Annotated in this window: 18 protein-coding genes and 1 pseudogene; 12 read left to right on the top strand and 7 right to left on the bottom strand. The window is 70.5% G+C overall.

Translation table 11 applies throughout. The features are described from left to right. Positions 1–155: 155 nt before the first annotated feature. Both FNH21_RS15980 and FNH21_RS15985 read left to right on the top strand, forming a co-directional pair. Positions 156–503, top strand: a complete 348-nt coding sequence (locus FNH21_RS15980) for an ArsR/SmtB family transcription factor (RefSeq protein WP_152817042.1) — start codon at positions 156–158, stop codon at positions 501–503. A 12-nt stretch (positions 504–515) separates the two neighbouring features. Further along, complete coding sequence (locus FNH21_RS15985; RefSeq protein ID WP_152817043.1) at positions 516–1,013, top strand: SRPBCC family protein; 498 nt, start codon at positions 516–518, stop codon at positions 1,011–1,013. 126 nt (positions 1,014–1,139) lie between these two features. Here the strand turns inward: FNH21_RS15985 and FNH21_RS15990 are convergent, their stop codons facing one another. Next, complete coding sequence (locus tag FNH21_RS15990) at positions 1,140–2,285, bottom strand: fatty acid desaturase family protein (RefSeq protein WP_152817044.1); 1,146 nt, start codon at positions 2,283–2,285, stop codon at positions 1,140–1,142. A 23-nt stretch (positions 2,286–2,308) separates the two neighbouring features. Then, positions 2,309–3,409, bottom strand: a complete 1,101-nt coding sequence (locus FNH21_RS15995; protein WP_152817045.1) for a ferredoxin reductase — start codon at positions 3,407–3,409, stop codon at positions 2,309–2,311. Positions 3,410–3,507: 98 nt separating this feature from the next. Here FNH21_RS15995 and FNH21_RS17545 point away from each other — a divergent pair. Both FNH21_RS17545 and FNH21_RS17550 read left to right on the top strand, forming a co-directional pair. Further along, positions 3,508–4,038 (top strand): annotated as a pseudogene (locus tag FNH21_RS17545) (PucR-like N-terminal domain-containing protein); the annotation flags it as partial. A gap of 315 nt (positions 4,039–4,353) precedes the next feature. Then, positions 4,354–4,716, top strand: a complete 363-nt coding sequence (locus tag FNH21_RS17550; RefSeq protein ID WP_479682157.1) for a helix-turn-helix domain-containing protein — start codon at positions 4,354–4,356, stop codon at positions 4,714–4,716. 6 nt (positions 4,717–4,722) lie between these two features. Here the strand turns inward: FNH21_RS17550 and FNH21_RS16005 are convergent, their stop codons facing one another. After that, positions 4,723–5,586, bottom strand: a complete 864-nt coding sequence (locus FNH21_RS16005) for a DNA-3-methyladenine glycosylase family protein (RefSeq protein WP_338403323.1) — start codon at positions 5,584–5,586, stop codon at positions 4,723–4,725. After that, a complete protein-coding gene (locus FNH21_RS16010; protein ID WP_152817076.1) occupies positions 5,583–6,377 on the bottom strand; it encodes an SDR family NAD(P)-dependent oxidoreductase in 795 nt (264 codons plus the stop codon). Before FNH21_RS16010 ends, FNH21_RS16005 begins: the two co-directional genes overlap by 4 nt. 325 nt (positions 6,378–6,702) lie before the next feature. Here FNH21_RS16010 and FNH21_RS16015 point away from each other — a divergent pair, with 325 nt between their 5' ends. Beyond that, a complete protein-coding gene (locus FNH21_RS16015) occupies positions 6,703–7,008 on the top strand; it encodes a DUF4193 domain-containing protein (RefSeq protein ID WP_055765785.1) in 306 nt (101 codons plus the stop codon). 177 nt (positions 7,009–7,185) lie between these two features. On the opposite strand, the gene FNH21_RS16020 is transcribed toward FNH21_RS16015, so the two are convergent. Continuing rightward, positions 7,186–7,554 (bottom strand): hypothetical protein, encoded by a 369-nt coding sequence (locus FNH21_RS16020; RefSeq protein ID WP_152817046.1) that lies wholly within the window; start codon positions 7,552–7,554, stop codon positions 7,186–7,188. A gap of 233 nt (positions 7,555–7,787) precedes the next feature. On the opposite strand from FNH21_RS16020, the gene FNH21_RS16025 reads away from it, so the two are divergent. Next, on the top strand, positions 7,788–8,429 hold the full coding sequence (locus FNH21_RS16025) for an alpha/beta hydrolase (RefSeq protein WP_152817047.1): 642 nt from the start codon (positions 7,788–7,790) through the stop codon (positions 8,427–8,429). A 37-nt stretch (positions 8,430–8,466) separates the two neighbouring features. After that, the gene (locus FNH21_RS16030; RefSeq protein WP_206687075.1) at positions 8,467–9,393 is read left to right on the top strand and encodes an AEC family transporter; all 927 of its coding nucleotides are present in this window, start codon (positions 8,467–8,469) and stop codon (positions 9,391–9,393) included. Between the two features lie 184 nt (positions 9,394–9,577). Here the strand turns inward: FNH21_RS16030 and FNH21_RS16035 are convergent, their stop codons facing one another. Further along, a complete protein-coding gene (locus FNH21_RS16035; protein ID WP_152817049.1) occupies positions 9,578–10,774 on the bottom strand; it encodes a low temperature requirement protein A in 1,197 nt (398 codons plus the stop codon). A 137-nt stretch (positions 10,775–10,911) separates the two neighbouring features. On the opposite strand from FNH21_RS16035, the gene FNH21_RS16040 reads away from it, so the two are divergent. Beyond that, positions 10,912–11,790: a YsnF/AvaK domain-containing protein gene (locus tag FNH21_RS16040; RefSeq protein WP_152817050.1), complete on the top strand. Its 879-nt coding sequence runs from the start codon at positions 10,912–10,914 to the stop codon at positions 11,788–11,790. Between the two features lie 118 nt (positions 11,791–11,908). Here FNH21_RS16040 and FNH21_RS16045 read toward each other — a convergent pair whose 3' ends face one another. Further along, positions 11,909–12,307, bottom strand: coding sequence for a VOC family protein (locus FNH21_RS16045; protein ID WP_152817051.1), 399 nt, complete (start codon positions 12,305–12,307; stop codon positions 11,909–11,911). 224 nt (positions 12,308–12,531) lie between these two features. On the opposite strand from FNH21_RS16045, the gene FNH21_RS16050 reads away from it, so the two are divergent. Genes FNH21_RS16050 through FNH21_RS16065 form a run of 4 tightly spaced genes read left to right on the top strand, consistent with a single transcriptional unit; the run spans position 12,532 to position 16,464 of the window. Continuing rightward, positions 12,532–13,560 (top strand): iron-siderophore ABC transporter substrate-binding protein, encoded by a 1,029-nt coding sequence (locus FNH21_RS16050; RefSeq protein WP_152817052.1) that lies wholly within the window; start codon positions 12,532–12,534, stop codon positions 13,558–13,560. Beyond that, positions 13,560–14,603, top strand: a complete 1,044-nt coding sequence (locus FNH21_RS16055; protein ID WP_191932075.1) for an iron chelate uptake ABC transporter family permease subunit — start codon at positions 13,560–13,562, stop codon at positions 14,601–14,603. Before FNH21_RS16050 ends, FNH21_RS16055 begins: the two co-directional genes overlap by 1 nt. Continuing rightward, on the top strand, positions 14,600–15,658 hold the full coding sequence (locus tag FNH21_RS16060) for a FecCD family ABC transporter permease (protein ID WP_338403324.1): 1,059 nt from the start codon (positions 14,600–14,602) through the stop codon (positions 15,656–15,658). Before FNH21_RS16055 ends, FNH21_RS16060 begins: the two co-directional genes overlap by 4 nt. Then, positions 15,655–16,464: an ATP-binding cassette domain-containing protein gene (locus tag FNH21_RS16065; RefSeq protein ID WP_191932076.1), complete on the top strand. Its 810-nt coding sequence runs from the start codon at positions 15,655–15,657 to the stop codon at positions 16,462–16,464. The genes FNH21_RS16060 and FNH21_RS16065 overlap by 4 nt, the downstream gene beginning before the upstream one ends. Positions 16,465–16,599 lie beyond the last annotated feature (135 nt).

Consider the following 16,599-nt stretch of genomic DNA (forward strand, 5'->3'; position numbering starts at 1 on the left):
CGTCCTGCCGGGTGTCCCCACGGGCGCCGAGAGGACACAAAAGACGACGCCGGGGCGCTTTGACGCGTCATTTCTGTCCTTTCGGCGGGGTGGCGGGACCCACGGGTGAGCGCCATCCTTGACCGGCGTCCAAACCCTGCGTAACGTACAACCATATGGTTGTAGTTCAGATGAGTGAGGACGAGGTGGACCGTCTGTTCCAGGCGCTCGCCGACGCGACCCGGAGGGACATCGTGTCCCGCGTCCTGGTCGCCGAGTACTCGGTGTCCGGCCTGGCGGAGCAGTACGCCATGAGTTTCGCCGCTGTGCAGAAGCACGTGGCCGTCCTGGAGCGGGCCTCGCTCGTCACGAAGGAGAAGCGCGGACGGGAGCAGATCGTGCGGGGACGGGTGGACGCAGTGCAGCGGGCCCGCCGCCTCCTCGACGAGTACGAGCACATCTGGCGGCAACGGATCGACAGGATCGGCGACCTCCTCGCCGAGGATGCATCGGATCAGGACTAGGAAGGCAGCATCATGGCAGTCATCAGCACCGAGAAGGACACCGACGCTCTCCACTTCCGGCTCGTCGCGGAGTTCGACGCCGGCACCGAACGCGTGTGGCGGATCTGGGCGGACCGGACCCAGCTCCAGCGCTGGTGGGGACCGCCCACCTGGCCGGCGACCTTCGAGACCTACGAGTTCGAGGAGGGCGGGCGCGCCGCCTACTTCATGACCGGGCCCGACGGCGAGAAGGCGCGGGGCTGGTGGCGGATCACCGCCGTCGAGCCCCACCGCCTCCTGACCTTCGTGGACGGCTTCGCGGACGAGAACGGCGATCCCGTGCCGGACATGGGGGAGACGACGGCAACCGTCACGCTCGAGGATCTCGACGGGCGCACACGCATGACGATGACGACGGCCTTCCAGTCGCTGGAGCAGCTCGAGCAGATGGCTGCAATGGGCATGGAGGAGGGCGTGCGCGAGGCGCTCGGCCAGGTCGATGCGCTGCTTGCGGAGGACGCTCCGGGCTGAGCTGGGCCGCGCCGGGCGCCCATTCCTCCGCTCAGGCGCCCGAGAGGACAGAAATGACCGCCGAAGAGGCTCTTCGGCGGTCATTTCTGTCGTTTGGACGAGGTGGAGCGGGGAACGCCGCGCGGGCTAGACCGTCGCGGCCTTCTGCTTGCGCGGGGGCAGGGCCAGCTTGAAGATCTTGGCCCACGTGGAGCCGACCTGCTTGGGCAGGGGGCCCGTGGTGTAGGGCAGCTTGTAGCGCGTGCAGATCTCGCGGACCTTCACGGCGACCTCGGCGTACCGGTTGGAGGGCAGGTCGGGGAAGCAGTGGTGCTCGATCTGGTGGGACAGGTTCCCGGACATCAGGTGCATGAACTTGGAGCCGGAGATGTTGGCCGAGCCGATCATCTGGCGGACGTACCAGTCGCCGCGCGTCTCGCCGTCGACCTCCTCCTCCGTGAACGTGTCCGTCCCGTCGGGGAAGTGGCCGCAGAAGATGATGGCGTGCGCCCAGAAGTTGCGGATCGCATTGGCCGCGAGCGTCCCGTAGAGGGCCTGCTTGCCGGAGCCGGTGAGCATCGCGACGGCGGGCGTCGCGGCATAGTCCTTGGAGAACTGCTTGAGCACCTTGACGCCCACGGCCTTGAGGTCGCGGTTCATGGCCTCCTTGGTCTTCAGGCCCTCCTTGTACTCCGGGATCTCGAGGTCGTACAGGGCGATACCCCACTCGAAGACCGGCGCGAGGATCGCGTTGTACAGCGGGTTACCCAGGTTGAAGGGGCGCCACGGCTGGTCGGGGTCCATGCGCAGCAGGTTGTATCCGATGTCCCGGTCCTTGCCGATGACGTTGGTCCAGCGGTGGTGGAGATCGTTGTGGGTGTGCTGCCAGGAGCGCGCCGGCGTCACGAAGTCCCACTCCCAGGTGGTGGAGTGGATGTCGGGATCCCGCATCCAGTCCCACTGGCCGTGCAGCACGTTGTGCCCGATCTCCATGTTCTCGAGGATCTTCGCGACGCTCAGCATCGCGGTCCCCGCGAACCAGGCGGGCTTGTACTTGCTGAACAGCAGGGTGCCCCGTCCGGCGAACTCCAGCGAGCGCTGGATCCGGATGATGCGCCGGATGTAGGCGGCGTCGGTGGCGCCGCGCTTGGCGAGGATCTCGTCGCGGACGGCGTCGAGCTCGCGGCCCAGTTCCTCGACCTGCTCGTCCGTCAGGTGCTTGGCGGCATCGGGACGGACCAGGGGGTGGCCCGACGCCGCAAGGGCGCCCGGGCGGGTCAGCGTGGTGGTCATGGGGACTCCTCTGGTGGGGGGATTTAAAGGTCGAGGTTCACGGGCCCGGCGGCTGCCGAGACGCAGGTCTGGATGAGCTGGCCGGGCTCGTTGTGCAGTTCACCGGTCCGCAGGTCACGGACCTGGCCGGAGCGGAGCGGGATGAGGCAGCTGTGGCAGATACCCATGCGGCAGCCGCTCGGCATCAGGACTCCGGCGTCCTCACCGATGTCCAGCAGGGGGGTGTCACCGTCGGCCTGGACCTCGCGGTCCGACTGCTCGAAGGTGACGAGGCCGCCGTCGTGCCCGGCCCCGGCCGTCAGGTCCGTGCTGAAGCGCTCGATGGTCAGCGTGGCCCCGCCGGACGCACCCGCGGCGACATTCGGGACGGTGCGCGCCGTCTCCAGCGTGGCCTCGCGCTGCCACAGGTCCTCGGCGTCGTTCAGGAAGCCCTCAGGACCACAGGCGTAGGCCGCGCGTCCGCGCCAGTCGGGGCAGAGGTCGGCGATGGTCTTCGCGGTGAACTCGAGGCGGCCGCGGGCACTCGTGAACCAGTGCCGGACCGTGAGGTTGGAGAACTGGTCGGCGAGCTCGTCCAGTTCCTCCCGGAACAGGCTCTTCTCGGGGGTGCTGTTGGAGTTGATGAGGACCACGTCGGCATCGGGGCGGCGCGGGATCAGCGTGCGGATCATCGACATCACCGGGGTGATGCCGCTGCCCGCGGTGAGCATGAGCAGCGACCGCGGGTGCTCGGGGAGCACGAAGTCGCCCTGCGGAGGCGCGAGGAACAGGACGTCGCCCGGCTTGGTGTCGCGGACCAGGACGTGCGAGACGGAGCCGGCATCTTTCACGGTGATGGCGGGATCATGGCCGGCGGCGTTGCTGAGGGAGTAGGAGCGCCACTGGCGTACCCCGTTCAGCTCCACGCCGATGCGGGCCCACTGGCCGGCCTTGTGGGCATGCCAGCCGTGGCCGGGGCGGAAGTAGATGGTGGCTGAGTCCTCGGTTTCGTGGACCACACGGGTGACGACGCCGCGCAGCTGGCGTGAGGAGTACACCGGGTTGAACAGCGCGAGGAAGTCTTCCGGCGCGAGCGGGGTGGTGAGCGCGGATGCTGCACGCGCCAGCTTCGTGAACCGGATCATTGTCCTAACGATATAGCCTCTGCCGCTAAAGATCTTCATCCCGGGCATACAGTTGGGGGAGAAGAACTGTCACGGAGAAATAGATGGGGGTCGTCCATATGGGTTCTGACGAGGTAGCCGTCGCTCCACCGGAACCGCCGTGGCTGGCTCTCCCGCCGGATGTGAGCGACCTGCTGCGGCCGCTCAACGCTAATCTTGTGGAAGCCATCATCGAGGCGGTCCCCCAGCTGGTCCCCGCCTATGCCCGGCCCATCGAGGGGAGCTTCGGCCGCTGACTGCGGATGGGAGTGGCTGCCGCCCTGGAGCGGTTTCTCGACTTGCCGGGCACGAGGCTGCCCGCCCTTTCCGACCAGAGCCGCCAGCTGGTGGCGGGACTGGGCCGCGGCGAATTCCGTCAGGGGCGCAGCATGGATTCGTTGCTCGGCGCCTACAGGATGGGAGCGCGGGTGACGTTCCGGGAGATGTCCCGCCGCTCGATGGACGCGGGACTCGGCTCGGCTGTGGTGGTGGATCTCGGGGAGTCGATCATGGCGTACATCGACGAGCTCTCGGCCGTGAGCGCCGAGGCGTACGCGTTCGAGCAGTCGGAACGGGCCGGCGCCGTGGACCGGCGCCGCGCCGAACTCCTGGAGCTGCTGCTCCTCGGCAAGGCCGACGAGACGGCGCTGCGGCAGGCCGCGCAGCTGGCGGACTGGACCGTGCCGGCGCAGGTCGCCGTCGTCACCCTCCCGCTCGACCGTGCCCAGGGACTCCGGCAGCGGCTCGCGCCCGGGGCGATCGTCATCGAGCGCGAGACCGACGCCGTCGCCCTGGTGCCCGAGCGCGGTGCGGTGTCCCGTGCGGAGCTCCACCGGACGCTGACCGGACGGAGCGCGGCGGTCGGACCCGCAGGCGAGCTGCACCAGGTCGCGGAGTCGCTGCGTCTGGCCATCCTCGCCGCGTCCATGCTCCCGCCGCGTGAGGGTGACGACGAGCCGCCCGTGTGGGCGGACGAGCACCTGACCGAGGTGGTGCTCGCAGCGGAACCGTCGGCGGTCGCTGAACTGTCCCGCCGTCGCCTCGCACCGCTCGCGGAGCTGCCGGAGAACCAGCGGCAGAAGCTCGAGGACACCCTCCTCGCCTGGCTCCGGCACTGGGGCCAGCGATCACCGATCGCCGAGGAGCTGGGTATCCACGGGCAGACCGTCGGCTACCGCGTGCTGCAGCTGCGGGAACTCTTCGGCGACGACCTCAGGGACCCGAAGATCCGCTTCGAGCTGGAGATCGCGCTGCGGAGCGTCCGCAGGACGCCGGCCCCGTCCGCCTAGGACGGGTCAGCCGCCGCGGTAGGTCGCGGAGGTCCAGAGGTGGAACAGCGCGTAGGCGCGGTAGGGCCGCCATGCCTCGGACCTCCGCTCCGCGTCCCGGATGCTCGGGTTGCCCATGGCTCGGCGTGCCACCAGGTCCCCCGGGGTGAAGGCGTCGGCGTCGCGGAGCACGCGCACGGCGAGGTAGTCCGCCGACCACGGGCCGATGCCCGGGATGGCCAGCAGTTCCTTCCGCAGGCGCACGGGCTCCGCCAGGGGATCGAGGGACAACCCGCCGACGACGGCGCGCGCCACGTTCTGCACCGTGGCCGCCCGGCTACGGGTCACCCCGACGGCGGCACGCAGCTCCTCGGGTGGCGCCTCCGCGATCGCTTCCGGCATGGGGAACACCGTGAGGCCCGACGGCGACGGCGTCCCGTAGGCGGCGGCCAGCCTGCCGCCGAACGTCCCGCCGGCCGCCACGGACACCTGCTGGCCGAGCACCGTCATGATCGCGGCCTCGAACGGCTCGGGGTAGCCGACGGCCCGCAGCCCTGGGCGGTCGCGGACCAGGGGCCCGAGGAGTGGGTCGGCGTCGAACGCGCGGGCGATCGCCTCTGTGTCCGTGTCGAGGTCCAGCCAGGCGCGGGTCGTCGTGACGAGGTGCGCGAACTCGCCGTCGTCGTCCGTGTCGGCGGTGAGTTCGACGTCGCCCGGCCGGACGGTGACGGTCACCCGGCGCGGGCCGCCCGGCGTCGTGAGCAGCCGGGTGTGCCGCCGGCCGTCCGGGTCCGTCACCTCGCATCCCGGGACGGCGTGGTTGGCGAGGATCGCGGCCATGGGGCCGGGCTCCAGGGCGCCGTGCGGCGTCAGGACCGCGCTGCGCGTCACGGGAGGATGGAGTCCACGTATCCGCCGTCCACCCGCACCGCCGCGCCCGTGGTGGCCGAGGCGAGCGGCGAGGCGAGGTAGGTGACCATGTTCGCGATCTCCTCGGGTTCGATCAGGCGCTGCAGCAGGGACTGCGGCCGGTGGTCCTTCATGAACTGCTTCTGGGCGTCCTCCCACGGAAGGTCCTTGTCCACCAGCTGGTAGACGAAGTCCTCGACGCCGCCGGTGTGCGTGGGTCCGGCGATGATCGAGTTCACGGTCACGCCCGTCCCCGCGGCCTCCTTCGCGAAGCCGCGGGAGACAGCGAGCAGCGCGGTCTTGGAGACGCCGTAGTGGATCATCTCGGCGGGGATGACGACGGCGGAGTCGCTCGCGATGTACTGCACTCGGCCCCAGCCCTCACCGATCATCCCCGGGAGGTAGGCGCGCGTGAGGCGGATCGCGGTGAGCACGTTGACCTCGAAGTAGCGGCGCCACTCGTCGTCGTCGATCTCCAGGGCGGGCTGCGCGCCGAAGATGCCGAGGTTGTTGACCAGGACGTCGACGGCGGGCAGGACGCCGAGGGCCCTCGCGACGCCGTCGTCCGTGGTGACGTCCGCGGGGACGGCAATCAGGTCGGCATCGGGTACGTCCCTGCGGATGGCCTCCATGGCGCGGGCGACGCTGCGGTTGCTGCGGCCGTTGACGCCGACGCGTGCGCCGGCGGACGCGAGTCCCACGGCGATGGCCAGCCCGATGCCCTGCGTCGATCCGGTGACCAGGGCGGTCCTGCCGCTGAGGTCGAGTGCCAGTGCCATGGGAAGCTCCTTCGGCGTTCGGGGAGGGGTCTCGGGTCCACCCTACGACGACGGCGCGGGGGCGGCCGCGGGGCCCTCCGCCCCGCCGCGACGGACCGGCCGGACGTGATGCTGGACACGGAGCAGGGGCCCGACGACACCTATCACGCCGGAGCCGTCGCGTCACAATGAAGTGCGGATCGATGCGCTGGTGACGGGTGGAGAAAAACCTCAGCGCCAGCAGGTATATTGCTCCCGGTATATGGAATACTTCCACCTCCCCCGAGGTTGAGAGTGGCATCTGGGCGTCATTCCCGCCCATAGAAGGAGATCTACCCCCATGGCAACCGACTACGACGAGCCACGCGTTCGCCCGGAAGACCAGCCGGCCAACGAGTCCCTCGAAGCGATCCAGGCACAGCGGAGTGCGACCACGCAGACCGCACTGATCGACGTCGAGGACGGCGAGACCGCTGAAGGCATCGACCTCCCCGGGGCCGACCTCTCCCACGAGGAACTCCTCATCCAGGTCATCCCGCAGCAGGAGGACGAATTCACCTGCATGTCCTGCTTCCTGGTGCACCACCGCAGCCAGCTCGCCCGTGAGAAGAACGGCGAGAAGTACTGCACCGAGTGCGAAGGCTGACACCCCTCCGGACGTACGCAAAGCCCCTAGCCCGATGGCCGGGGGCTTTCTTCGTCAACAGGTCCGGCCGGGCGCCGCTCTCGGCGTCGTCGCGCCGGATCCTGTCCGCGCGGGGGCCGGCCGGTACCCGCGCGGAGTGCACGCCGACACGGACGCCGATGCTGATGTCGCTACAGGTCAGGGCAGGACGACGAGCGGCAGGCCCGCCGCGGCGCAGGACACCCGGACCAGTCCGTCCCCCGCAGCGCGGGACAGGCGGTTGTTGACACCGGTGTCGTCGCACCAGTCGACGTCGTACGGGTACGCGGACACGAGGTAGTCGCCGGGTGGCGTCCCCAGGGGCACCACGACCTCGGTGGAGAAGCCACCCGCGTCGGTCATGGGTGCGAGCTCCCGGAGGATGCGCCCGCCGTCGACCGTGGTGACGAACACCTCGACCTGCGCCGCGTCGCCGTACGTCGGGTCGCAGTCCGCCTCGCCCGCGTCGATGCCCACCGTTCCGCCGGCACGTACCTGATCGGGGGTGATGACGTACGGCGGGGGCATGCAGGCGGGCTGCCGGAGGAAGCCTCCCGGGCCGTTCCCGCAGGCTGTACTGCACAGCAGCACTGCCACGACGGCCGCGCGGAGGCTGAGGTGCACCCGCGTTCGGCGTCCCCCGCCATCCCTCCCGGTATTTCCCACGGTCCAGATCCTTCACCCGTCGGCGTGCGGGGGACAGGGCCGTGTCGAACCGTCACGCGATCGTGACGCAGGCGGCCGCCCAGTACGGTGATGGGATGGATTCCTCCCACGTGATCGTGCTGCCCGGCGGCGGCTACACCATGCTGTCCGACAACGAGGCGGAGGTGGTCGCGGAGCGCCTGCGCTCGTTCGGCCTGTCCGCGAGCGTCTTCGACTACCCCGTGCAGACGCGGCACCCAGGACCGCTCGATGCCGTCCGCTCCGAGGTCCGGCGCGTCCGTGCGGCCGGCGCCGCCCGGGTGGCCCTGCTGGGCTTCTCCGCCGGGGGACACCTTGCTGGGCAGGCAGCATTGGCCCCCTCCGGCGAGCCGGCCGAGCGCGCGGACGCCGCGGTGCTCGGCTACCCGGTCGTGTCCATGGAACTGGCAACACATCGAGGTTCGCAGGACGAACTCCTCGGGCCCGACGCCGGGAACGCGCTCCGCGCCTCGACCTCCCTGGACCGTCTCGTCACGGCCGATGCACCGCCGTTCTTCATCTGGCACACCGCGGCGGATGAGGCCGTCCCCGTCGAGCACGCGTACCGGCTCGCGCAGGCGCTCGCCACACACGGAGTCCCGCATGCCCTGCACGTCTTCGAGGAGGGTGAGCACGGTCTGGGCCTCGCGGACGGGCAGGGTGCCGCCGGCCAGTGGAGCCGGCTGGCGAGCGAGTGGCTGCAGGCCCGGGGCTGGTGATCGCACCGATCCTGACCTCCGGCAGGGGTGCCGCCCGGTGATCCTGCAGACCGTCGTGGCGCTCGGCCCGGTGATCGGGCTGATCGCGCTCGGCTACGGCATCCGTGCACGGGCGTTCCTCGCGCCGTCGTTCTGGCCCCCTGCGGAGCGGCTGTGCTATTTCGTCCTGCTGCCCGCGCTGTTCATCAACGGCACGGCGACCGCGGACCTCGGCGGGTTGCCGATCGCCTTCATGGCGCCGGTGCTCGCCGGGCCGGTGGTCCTGACAGCCCTGGGACTCGTGGTGGCGCAGCGGTGGCTGGACCTGGACGGGCCCGCGTTCACCTCCGTGCTGCAGGGGAGCATCCGCTTCAACAACTACCTCGGCCTCTCCATCGCCCTCGCCCTGTTCGGGCCCGACGGCGTGGCGCTCGCCGCGATCGCGAACACCATCCTCGTGCCGCTCGTGAACGTCGTCTGCACGCTCGGCTTCGCGCGGTACGGGGCGGAACGCCTGACGGTCGGCAGAACGGTCCGCAGCATCGCCACGAACCCGCTGATCCTCGGGTGCGTGATCGGGATCGGCCTGAATGTCACGGGGATCGGGCTGCCCCCGGGTGTCGAGGGCCTGGTGCGGACGCTCGGTGCCGCGTCCCTGCCGCTCGGCCTGCTGTGCGTCGGGGCTGCCCTGGAACTGCGCAGCATGGGGCGCAACCTCGGTGCCGTGGGCCTCGCGACCGCCGTCAAGTTCGTGGTGATGCCCGGACTCGGTCTCGCGGGTTGCCTGCTGGTGGGGCTCACCGGCGAACCGGCGGCAACGGTGATCCTCTTCCTCTCCCTGCCCACCGCGTCCTCGGCCTACGTCATGGCGAGGGCGCTCGGCGGTGATTCCCGGCTCATGGCCTCGATCATCACGCTCCAGACCGTGGCGGGCATCCTTTACCTGCCCGTGGTCTTCCTGGTCATCAGGGCCTTCACCGGCTGATCGCGCCGGGTGACCGCGACGGCTGATCGCGACCGGTGGTCGCGCCGGGTGGCCGCGCCGGGTGGTCGCGCCGGTCGATCGCGCCGGTTCGGACACGGACAGTGGACCCGTCGACCGGCAGAGGCGCGCTCCGTGGCGCAGTGGTCGCCTCAGAGGTCGACGCAGTGGTCGCCTCAAGGGTCGCTCAGTGGTGAGCCCTGATGGCCGCGCGCACCTCCGCGTACCGCGTGCTCTCCGCCGCGACGAGGAGCACGGCCACCGCAGTGACGAGAGCGAGGGCGGCGAGCGGGGCGAGCGGTGCGGCGACGGGAATGAGGAGCAGCAGGACGACGGCTCCGCCGAGCCGCCACCTCTTCCACCCGCCACCGACCCGGCGCCAGAAGGCCGCGCTACCGAGCAGGTAGAGGCCCGCGCCGCCGCAGAGGGCGACGGACCCGACGGCACCGAAGTCCTCGGTCTCGTAGACGTGGGCGAGGACGTCCTCGACGCCGAGTGCCGCGAGCACGATCCCCGCCACGAGCGGGAGGTGCAGGTAGGTGTAGGCGTCGACGGCGAGCCGCGCGCGCTCCTGGCCGCGGAGGGCCGCGAAGCGGTGTTCGGCGGCGATGGCCGTGACGTCGAAGTGCAGCCACCACAGGCACACCGAGAGCGCGACGCCGAACACCGCGCCGAGGAGGATCGGGACACTGACCGGTTCCTGGGCCGCGCCGACGCCGATCGCGACGATCGACTCACCGAGCGCCAGGATGACCACCAGTCCGTAGCGCTCCGTCCAGTGCGCGGCGGAGTGGACGCGCCAGTTGCCGCGGGCTGAGGTGAGGTAGGTGATTCCGGCGTCCACGCCGAACCCCGCGAGCCAGAACCAGGTCTGGGCGGATCCGCCCACCAGGGCGCCGGTCACGATGAGCGCCGAGCCCGCGATCATTCCGACGGTGGTCTTCGCCACCTGCCGGCGGAGCGGTGCGTCGTCCCCGGCGGCGTAGGTGTAGAGGGTCACGTGGAGGACGCGTACGACGGCGTACGCGAGGGCGAGCACCAGCGGTCCGCTGAGGCCGCCGTCGAGGTCGTCGAACGCCTCGGGGATGGCGAGGGCCGCGATGAACATGGCGATCATGACCGCCGAGAGCCCGAACCGCATGATGCCTTCGTCGACGTGCGTCTGGTTGGAGAGCCACGAGTAGGACACCCAGGACCACCAGAGCAGGCCCAGGATGACCACGCCCTGCAGCACGCCGAGGAAGGAGTGCTCGTGTGCCATGAAGGCCGTGACCTGCGTGAAGGCGAAGACGAACACCAGGTCGAAGAACAGCTCGAACGTCGTGACGCGGTGCGATTCGTCCGAGACGCGCGCGGCACGGAGGGGTCTTCTCATCAGCGGCATGGACACAGGATAGGGCGGGATCCACGGATCGCCGAGCTTCGGCGCCGACGGCGACCACGTTCGGTACTAAGCATGCTTGCTATCACGTCGATCGGCACCTACGGTGAGGAGGAACGATCCACGTCGAAAGGGCCACCATGATCACGCTCGACCAGATGAAGGACTCGATGAACGCCGGCGGCAACGTGCTGAGCGAGGACGGGGCGGTCCTCGGGCCGATGGGGCACCTCTACGTCGACGATGCCACCGGCGAACCCAGCTGGGTCACGATCACCACCCACGCGTCGGGCGAGCCGGAGTCCTTCGCACCGCTGCGGGATGCTGTCCTCGACGGGAACGACGTCCGCCTGCCGTACCCGCACGGCACCGTCCATTCGTCGCCGAAGATGTCCCAGGACGGGCACCTCAGCCCGGAGGAGGAGCAGCACCTGCTGCGCTACTACGGCCTGATGGCGCCGAAGGACGAGACGCTGGCCGAGACCCCCGCCACCGGCGGCAACCGGTCCTCGCGCTCCGACGCCTTCGCGGGGCGTGCCGAGCAGCCGCGCCGTGACGAGGGACTGCGACGCGGTGCCGGCCCGGGTGGGACGGACGATGACGGTGATCTGGCCATGACGCGCTCCGAGGAGCAGCTGAGGGTCGGCACCGAACTCCGGGAGACGGAACGTGTGCGCCTGGTCAAGCGCGTGGTCACCGAGGACGTCACCATGACCGTCCAGATCCGGCGCGAGGAGCTCGTCGTCGAGCGCGTCCCGGTCAGCGACGGCAAGCCCCTCTACGACGACGGCTCGGGTACGTTCAGCAAGGCCGAGCGCGAGCGCCTGTACTCGGCGGTGGAGACGGCCTTCAGCGGTGACGTCGTCGAACTGGTCCTGTACGAGGAGAAGCCGCGCGTCGAGATGGACGTGGTGCCCATCGAGCGGGTGCGTGTCAGCCGTGAGGCGCACACCCACGAGGAGACAGTGGGCGGCCAGGTCCGCAAGGAAGTCATCGAGACGGAGCGCATCGAACTCTGACGGAGAACGGGCCGCCGGGCGGCCAGCCCTGAGGATGTGACGAAGGGCCGTCGGACCTGCTGTCCGGCGGTCCTTCCGGGCGGGTGGCGGCCCCGCCGGATCGGACTCCGGCCGGGGATCAGTACTCCCGCGAGGACAGCACGCAGAACTCGTTGCCGTCCGGGTCGGCGAGGACTTCCCAGCCGACGTCGGCCCCCTGGCCCACGTCGGTGCGTATCGCCCCGAGGCCCACGAGGCGCTCGATCTCGGCCTCCCGGTCCTGGCTCGTGTGCGGCGCGAAGTCGAGGTGCAGGCGGTTCTTCCCCTCCTTGGCGTGCTCCACGGGCACGAACACGAGTCCGGGCGGCACCTGCTCGAAGGTGAGCTTCGAGCCGAGGTCGCGAGCCCAGGGCGGTACGAGGACGGCTTCCTCGTCGGTGTCAAACATGACCTCCCACCCGAGTGCCTCGGCCCACCAGCGCGCCAGCGCACGGTGATCGGCGGATTCGATGACGGTGGAGTACCAGCGCAGGGTCATGACCGGATTCTGCTCCCCGACCGCACCGGGCGCACTCCTTCGCGGTCAGTGAGTGTCCGCATGACTGTCGACGGACCGGGCGGGACGGTCGAACGAGGCGTCGGAATAACGTCACAATCGCATGCGCTAATCCCTGCTAAGGTAATCCTTACCTGATGCTCCGAGGGTCGATCCGACCGGTAGCACGCCGGTACCCGTCATTGTCGTCACCCTGGAAGGCCCCCATGCTCCGCGCCCCGAAACTCCTGACCCTCGCCGCTGCCGCAGCCATGACCGTCGCGCTCGCCGGCTGTTCCACGCCGGCCGCCGAGTCCGCCGCCGAGGCACCCTCCAGCGCCGGCTTCGAGCCCATCACCATCGAGCACGGCTTCGGGACCACCACCATCGAGGAGAAGCCGGAGCGCGTGGCGACCGTGGCCTGGGCCAACCAGGAGGTGCCCCTCGCGCTCGGCGTCGTCCCCGTCGGCATGGCGGCCGCCACCTTCGGTGACGACGACGGCGACGGCGTCCTCCCCTGGGTGACCGAGAAGCTCGAGGAGCTCGGCGGCGAGACGCCCGTGCTGTTCGACGAGACCGACGGCATCGACTTCGAGGCCGTCGCGGACACCGCGCCGGACGTCATCCTGGCGGCCTACTCCGGCCTGACGCAGGAGGACTACGACACCCTCAGCGAGATCGCCCCCGTCGTCGCCTTCCCCGAGACCGCCTGGGGCACCCCGTGGCGCGAGATGATCGAGCTCAACAGCGCCGGCATGGGCATGGCTGAGGAGGGCAAGGAGCTGATCGCGGACCTCGACCAGCAGATCAGCGACGCCACCGCGGAATTCCCGGGCATCGCCGGCAAGAAGACCATGTTCATGACGCACGTGGACCCCACGGACCTCAGCGAGGTCAGCTACTACACCACGCACGACACCCGGGCCATGTTCTTCGAGGACCTCGGCCTCGCCACACCGGCGAGCGTCGCCACCGCATCCGCGGAGACCGACCTCTTCTCCGGGACCATCAGCACCGAGCAGGCCGACGTGCTGGACGACGTCGACATCATCGTCACGTACGGCGACGACGAACTGGTCTCCACGCTCGAGGCCGATCCGCTGCTCTCGCAGATCCCCGCCGTCGCCAACAAGGCTGTCGTGAACCTTCCCGGCACCACGCCCGTGGGCACCGCGGCCAACCCCACGCCGCTGTCCATCTCGTGGGTGCTCGAGGACTACCTCACGCTCCTCTCGGACGCCGCAGACAACGCCTAGTGCCCCCGTCCGCCCCGCCGGCCGTCGCAGCCCCCGCCACCGCGCGGGGACTGCGGCGGCTCCGGCCGCTCTGGCTCGTCATCGCCCTCGCCGTGCTGGGGGCGGTGGCCTTCGCGTCCGTGGGCATCGGCTCACGCGATGTGTCGCTCGCCGACGTGATCGCGGCCCTGGGCGGATCGACGGACGGCTTCAACGAGGCGGCGGTGGCCAAGCGGATCCCGCGGACCCTGCTCGCGGTGCTCGCCGGTGCGGCACTCGGCCTCTCCGGGGCGGTCATGCAGGGCGTCACCCGCAACCCGCTCGCCGACCCCGGGATCCTCGGGGTCAACACCGGAGCCTCCCTCGCCGTCGTCACCGCGATCGCGACCGTGGGCCTGAGCTCGGCGACGGGCTACATCTGGGTGGCCATCGCCGGAGCCTCCGTCACCGCCGTGTTCGTCTACGTGGTGGGCTCGCTCGGTCGCGGCGGAGCGACGCCCCTCAAGCTCGCGCTGGCCGGTGCCGCCACCTCCGCCGCGCTGACCTCGCTCATCAGCGCCGTCGTGCTCCCCCGCGGTGACATCTCGGGCAGCGTGCGGTCCTGGCTGATCGGCGGTGTGGGCGGAGGCACCTTCTCGAGCATCTCCCAGGTGCTCCCGTTCCTCGCCGTCGGCCTCCTCCTCAGCCTCCTCTCCGCCCGCTCGCTCAACTCCCTGGCCCTCGGCGACGAGCTGGCGGCCGGGCTCGGCGAACGCGTGGCCGTGGCGCGGGGGCTCGCCGCCTTCGGCGCCGTCCTCCTGTGCGGGGCGGTCACCGCCGTGACCGGCCCCATCGGCTTCGTGGGCCTCGTGGTCCCGCACGCCTGCCGCCTGCTGATCGGCGTGGACCACCGGTGGCTGCTGCCCCTCTCCGCCGTCCTCGGGGCCATCCTCCTCACGTCCACCGACGTCCTCGGGCGGATCGTGGCGCGCCCCGAGGAGATCGACGTCGGCATCATCACCGCGCTCGTGGGTGCCCCCTTCTTCATCTACATCGTCCGCCGGCAGAAGGTGCGTGAACTGTGACAGCGCTGCAGGCACCACCGCGCCTCGGCATCACCGCCGGTGAGATCGCGCAGGGGCGACGGCGCCGCACGGCTCGGCGACGCCTCGTGGTCGGCGTCCTCGCCGCCCTGATCGTCGCCGCCTTCATCGTCTCCCTGTGTGTCGGGCAGACCACCTACTCCCCCCGCGAGGTCCTCGGGGTGATCCTGGGGCAGGACATCGACGGCGCGAGCTTCACCGTGGGGCGCCTCCGGCTCCCGCGCGCCACCCTCGCGGTCATCGCGGGCCTCTGCTTCGGGATCGGCGGCGTGACGTTCCAGACCATGCTGCGGAACCCGCTCGCGAGCCCGGACATCATCGGGATCAGCGCGGGTGCGAGCGCCGCCGCGGCCTTCGCCATCATCACGCTCGGACTCGGCGCCACGCAGGTCTCGATCTTCGCCATCATCGCCGGTCTCGGGATCGCCCTCCTGGTCTACGGGCTGTCCTTCAAGGGCGGCGTCGTCGGGACGCGCCTGATCCTGATCGGCATCGGGATCGCCGCCATGCTGGACAGCCTCACGGCGTACGTCCTCAGCAAGGCGGCGCAGTGGGACCTGCAGGAGGCCTCGCGCTGGCTGACCGGCAGCCTGAACGGGGCCCGCTGGTCCGAGGTGGTGCCCGTGGCCATCGCCCTCGCCGTGCTCGCGCCCGTCCTCCTGACCCAGTCCCGGAACCTGTCCACGTCCCAGCTGGGCGACGACGCCGCGGCGGCCCTCGGGGTCCGTGTCGAGCGCACGCGCATCATCGTGATCATCGCCGCCGTCGGCCTCATCGCGTTCGCGACGGCGGCTGCCGGGCCGATCGCGTTCGTCGCCTTCCTCTCCGGGCCGATCGCCGCGCGGATCGTCGGTCCCGGGGCGTCGCTACTCATCCCCTCCGCCCTGGTGGGCAGCCTGCTGGTGGTGACGGCCGACTTCCTCGGCCAGTACGCCTTCAACGTCCGCTACCCGGTCGGCGTCATCACCGGTGTGCTGGGCGCGCCCTACCTCGTCTATCTGATCGTGCGGACCAACCGCTCGGGAGGCTCGCTGTGACCACTGCCCATACGCTGAACGCCCTGGACCTGACGGTCGGGTACGGGGACCGGACCGTCGTCGAGGGCCTCGACCTGCAGGTGCCCATGGGTGGCATCTCGGTGATCGTCGGAGCCAACGCCTGCGGGAAGTCCACCCTGCTGCGCGCCATGTCCCGGCTCCTCGCACCCCGCGGAGGGCAGGTCGTCCTCGACGGACGGGCGGTGCACCAGACACCGGCCAAGGAGCTGGCACGGACACTCGGGCTCCTGCCGCAATCGCCCACCGCACCCGAGGGGATCACGGTCGCGGACCTCGTGGGCCGCGGGCGGCATCCCCACCAGGGCCTGTTCTCCCGGTGGACGCCGGCCGACGACCAGGCCGTGGCGGATGCCCTCACCGCCACCGAGACGGCTGCGCTCGCGGACCGGCCGGTGGACGAGCTCTCCGGCGGGCAGCGGCAGCGCGTGTGGATCGCGATGGCCCTGGCGCAGCAGACGGACATCCTGCTGCTGGACGAACCCACCACGTTCCTCGATGTCAGTCACCAGCTCGAGGTGCTCGATCTCCTCACGGACCTCAACCGGTCCCGCGGGACCACCATCGTGATCGTGCTCCACGACCTGAATCTCGCCGCGCGCTACGCGGACCACCTCATCGCCCTCACCGACGGACGGGTCCATGCGCTCGGCACCCCGGCCGAGGTGCTGACCGAGGACACCATCCGGGCCGTGTTCGGGCTGGACAGCCGCGTGGTCGTGGATCCGACGTCGAACAAGCCGCTCATGCTCCCGCTCGGCCGGCACCACACGACCACGGAGCGCTGATCCGCCGACGGGGAGTGGGTGCCGCCGTCGTACCGTCTGCAGGAATACCAAGCCTGCTGATCATAGGCGTAGGCTGACGGGACGACGTCGGACGAGCACCGCTGCCGCGTCGGACCGACCAGGCACCATCCCACC

The organism is Arthrobacter bussei (assembly GCF_009377195.2).
In the GTDB taxonomy this organism is placed as follows: domain Bacteria; phylum Actinomycetota; class Actinomycetes; order Actinomycetales; family Micrococcaceae; genus Arthrobacter_D; species Arthrobacter_D bussei.